Source organism: Mucilaginibacter sp. (assembly GCF_036383575.1).
Taxonomy (GTDB): domain Bacteria; phylum Bacteroidota; class Bacteroidia; order Sphingobacteriales; family Sphingobacteriaceae; genus Mucilaginibacter.
Window position 1 is genome coordinate 1 of sequence record NZ_DASVOB010000607.1, and the last position, 3,871, is coordinate 3,871.

The following is a 3,871-nucleotide window of genomic DNA, read 5'->3' on the forward strand; positions in this document are numbered from 1 at the left end:
GGGAACTCCCCTAAATCAATATTTCCTATTTGTACAGACATCCTTATCTTTAGCCTGCAAAAATACGAATTTTACATCGAATGATAAAAGCCCCATCTCAATCCCCTCAGCCACAGGGAAGTCAAATAACGCCGTTTTTACAATTTATTATATTAATAGTACTAACCATAGGGATGCTGATAGTGTGCGGTTTAATAGCTGCCGGTATTATCGGTGTCGTATTCGGCGCTAAAACTCTTGGTGATGCGTTGAGCTTTAATACTCAAAACCCGCATGCAGGCGCAGCCTTATGGACATTACAGATCATCAGCACCACTTTACCCCTGTATCTTGCCCCGGTAATTTTTGCCCGCTTTATAGTAAGGGAGCCGGGGGATTATCTGAAAATCACTCCGGGGTTTCCGCCTGTGTTATTGCTGCTGATCTTATCTATTATGATCTGTTCATCGCCAGTTATGGAAGTGCTGGTAAACGTCAATCAAAAACTGGCATTGCCTGCTCCTTTGAAAGGCCTTGAGGATATTTTACGCACTATGGAAGCCCAGGCGCAAAAAGCCACCGATACTATGCTGCAAATGAAAACTGTATGGGATATGCTTTTTGCAGTGCTGGTTGTTGGTTTATTAACTGCCATTGCCGAGGAGTTTTTATTCAGGGGGGCGCTTCAAACCATCATGATAAGGTGGACAGGAAATCCCCACGCGGCCATTTGGATTACGGCCATCCTGTTCAGTGCTTTCCATATGGAGTTTTTTACCTTTTTGCCGCGTGTGGCGTTAGGGGTGTTTTTTGGCTATTTTGTAATGTGGAGCGGGAGTATCTGGACAAGTGTTTGGGCGCATTTTTTAAATAATGCAACCCAGGTAGTGATCCTGTACCTGTATCAACAGAAAAGAATAACACTTGATCCTAACGATCAGCACGTATTTAATTACCAGAGCTATGCGTTAAGCGTGATAATTATTTTAATTTTGCTTTTTATGTACAGAAATACAGCTAAAGGAAAAAGCCCGCTGCTTAGTTAAATGGAAAAAAACTGGGTCAAAATTTTTACTTCAACTAATTTTTACCAATCAGAAATTGTTAAGCAAATGCTTACCGGGAATCATATTGATACCGTTTTGCTTAATAAACAGGATTCTTCACATCGCACCTTTGGCGAGATAGAGGTTTACATTCACCAGGAGGATTTTAGTAAAGCTATTGAGATCATGATCCTCAATCAAATTAATATATGAAACAACGCGCCATTACTGGCTTATTTTTTATTATCGTAATGATTGGGTCTAATTTGTTAGGCCCTTATGTATTTAGTGTGTTTTACCTGGTGTTGAGTTTGTTTTGCCTGCTGGAATTTTATAAGCTGGTTAAACAGGGCGGTATGCAGCCTGAGCGTTTTACAGGTGTACTTGCAGGGGGGATCCTATTTTTCTTTTTTGCGGCCAACTGCTATTTTCCGGCATATAAATATATTATCCTGCTACCCATACTGCTTAGCTTTATCCCAATAGGCGAGTTGTATAAAAAATCTACCGCGCCATTCACCAATATCGGTTTTACTTATCTGGGCTTATTAATGGCTGTTGTGCCATTTATATTTTTCCATGCAATGGCCTTTACGCGTGGCGATGGGGTTTTTAACTTTCACGTACCACTTGGTTTTTTGATCATGCTGTGGAGCAATGATACCGGCGCTTACCTGGTGGGCAGCAAGTTTGGCCGTAATAAGCTGTTCGAGAGGCATTCGCCTAAAAAATCATGGGAGGGCTTTATCGGAGGCATTCTGATCTGTGCGGTTGCTGCATATATTTTGAGCCGTTTTTATACAGAGTACAATTGTTTTGACTGGATCATCATGTCGCTCATTATATCAAATTTTGGCACCATGGGCGATCTGGTTGAATCCATGTTCAAGCGAAGCCTCAACGTAAAAGACTCAGGTGGCATATTACCGGGTCACGGCGGCCTGCTCGACAGGTTTGACGGCCTCCTGATGGCTGCGCCAATTGTATATGCATACCTGTACTTAATTTCAAATTAGTAGTTTTGTATTAAACCCTATAAATAATGACCATACATAAAGAAGGCTATACCTCACTCGCTATTACTATCCTGTTCATTTTTGTGCTGAATGCGCTGATCCAGTTTTACATGCCTACGGCGCATACTTTAAAATGGATAGTTTATATTTTTTCGGGTGCTTTATTTTTGATCATTCTGCAGTTTTTCCGCAGTCCGTTCTTTGATATTGAAACAGCTGAAAATACTATCCTGTGCCCTGCCGATGGCAAGGTTGTGGTGATAGAAGAAACTGAAGAAACCGAGTTTTTAAAAGATAAACGCATTCAGCTTTCGGTTTTCATGTCGCCGGTTAACGTGCATGTTAACCGTAACCCAATTGCGGGCGTGGTAAGCTATTTTAAATACCATAAAGGTAAATACCTGGTGGCCTGGCACCCCAAGTCGTCAACAGAAAATGAGCGTACAACCATCGCTATTGAAAACAGTAAAGGTGTAACTGTATTGTTCAGGCAGATAGCCGGCGCATTGGCCCGCCGTATTGTATGGTATGTAAAAGAAGGTGATATTGTTGATCAGGGTCAGCAGTTTGGCTTTATTAAGTTTGGATCAAGGGTGGATGTTTTCCTGCCGTTGGGAACTAAGATATTGGTTAATATTGGCGATGTGGTAAAAGGCGGTCGTACCGTTTTGGCCGAGCTGGTTGATCCTGAACCTGTAAAAGCAGCTAAGAAACCAGCTGCTATTGTTACTCCTGAGCCTGCTGCTCCTGTTGAACCGGCTGTACTGGTAGAAGAAACGCCAACGCTGAACAGCATTGCGCCAAGCCCATCGCTGGTGGTTGATCAGCCTGAAGCGGTTGAAGCGCCTGCAGAAGAAGGGGAAAAAGCACCGAAGGAGCGTACCGTTAAAAAGAGCTCTCCAAAGGCTGATTCTGAAGACGATAAGGAATAAAATCAGATTAACATAATTTTAGCAAGGCGGTGAGATAAAAAAATCACCGCCTTTTTTCGTTTAGAAATGATCGTGAACTTCTAAGAAGCTGTTTAAATTTGATTGCTTTTAAATGTAGAGACGCATCATATGCGTCTCCCGCGTGCAATTTCCGACGGAATTAGAAGCCTTTTAAATTGGCTTGTCCGCCGGGAGACGCATGTGATGCGTCTCTACAAAAAATTTCCATTCGTTTTTAAACAGCTTCTAAGACAAGCTTCATTTATTTTAACCGTGGCTATACCTGTAATGTTATACCGAATATTGACCAAATAGTTATACTTTTATTTTTTAGGTTCTGTTTAAAAATATCATACTTATGCACCCGTTCCATAAATCAATTGTTTTTGCTCTTGTTATGCTTTGTTTAGGATTTCGGAGCGCCCCGCGTGAATGTGCGATCTCTAAGGGACAACAACCTCAAATCGGTATTGATAATGCCGGCGTTATACGGGTTGTTTTTGGCAGACAGGATAGTATATTTTGTTCAGCGTCGTCAGATAAAGGCAATTCGTTTTCGGCACCCGTTTTGGTTGGTGTAGTTGCTAAAATGCATTTGGGGATGGCAAGGGGGCCTCAGCTGGCCTGCTCATCTCATTATAGTATTGTTACTGCAATGGATAAGGATGGTAATATCCACTTCTTTATGCTCAGTAATGGGGCCAGCGGAAAATGGCAATATAAGGGTTTGTTGAATGACATTAAAGGCTCGGCACCAGAAGGCTTGATGAACATTGCCTGCGACGATAAGGATACTTTTTATGCCGTATGGCTTGATACCAGGCTTAATAAAAATAATAATGTGTTTTTCTCATCACTTCCCGGCGGGCATAAGCAATGGCTTAAGAGTGCATTGGTT

4 protein-coding genes and 1 pseudogene are annotated in these 3,871 nt (G+C 41.9%); all 5 read left to right on the forward strand.

What is annotated here, in order from left to right; all coding sequences use genetic code 11:
* Positions 1 to 80: 80 nt before the first annotated feature.
* The gene (locus VF500_RS21650) at positions 81 to 1,025 is read left to right on the forward strand and encodes a CPBP family intramembrane glutamic endopeptidase (RefSeq protein ID WP_330861677.1); all 945 of its coding nucleotides are present in this window, start codon (positions 81 to 83) and stop codon (positions 1,023 to 1,025) included.
* On the forward strand, positions 1,026 to 1,238 hold the full coding sequence (locus VF500_RS21655; RefSeq protein ID WP_110586323.1) for a DUF2007 domain-containing protein: 213 nt from the start codon (positions 1,026 to 1,028) through the stop codon (positions 1,236 to 1,238). It abuts the gene before it with no gap.
* The gene (locus VF500_RS21660) at positions 1,235 to 2,041 is read left to right on the forward strand and encodes a phosphatidate cytidylyltransferase (protein ID WP_330861678.1); all 807 of its coding nucleotides are present in this window, start codon (positions 1,235 to 1,237) and stop codon (positions 2,039 to 2,041) included. Before VF500_RS21655 ends, VF500_RS21660 begins: the two co-directional genes overlap by 4 nt.
* Positions 2,042 to 2,067: 26 nt before the next feature.
* Positions 2,068 to 2,721: pseudogene (locus tag VF500_RS21665) on the forward strand (phosphatidylserine decarboxylase family protein); the annotation flags it as partial.
* 610 nt (positions 2,722 to 3,331) lie between these two features.
* Positions 3,332 to 3,871 (forward strand): hypothetical protein (locus VF500_RS21670; protein WP_330861679.1); only part of this gene is annotated, 540 nt, incomplete at its 3' end.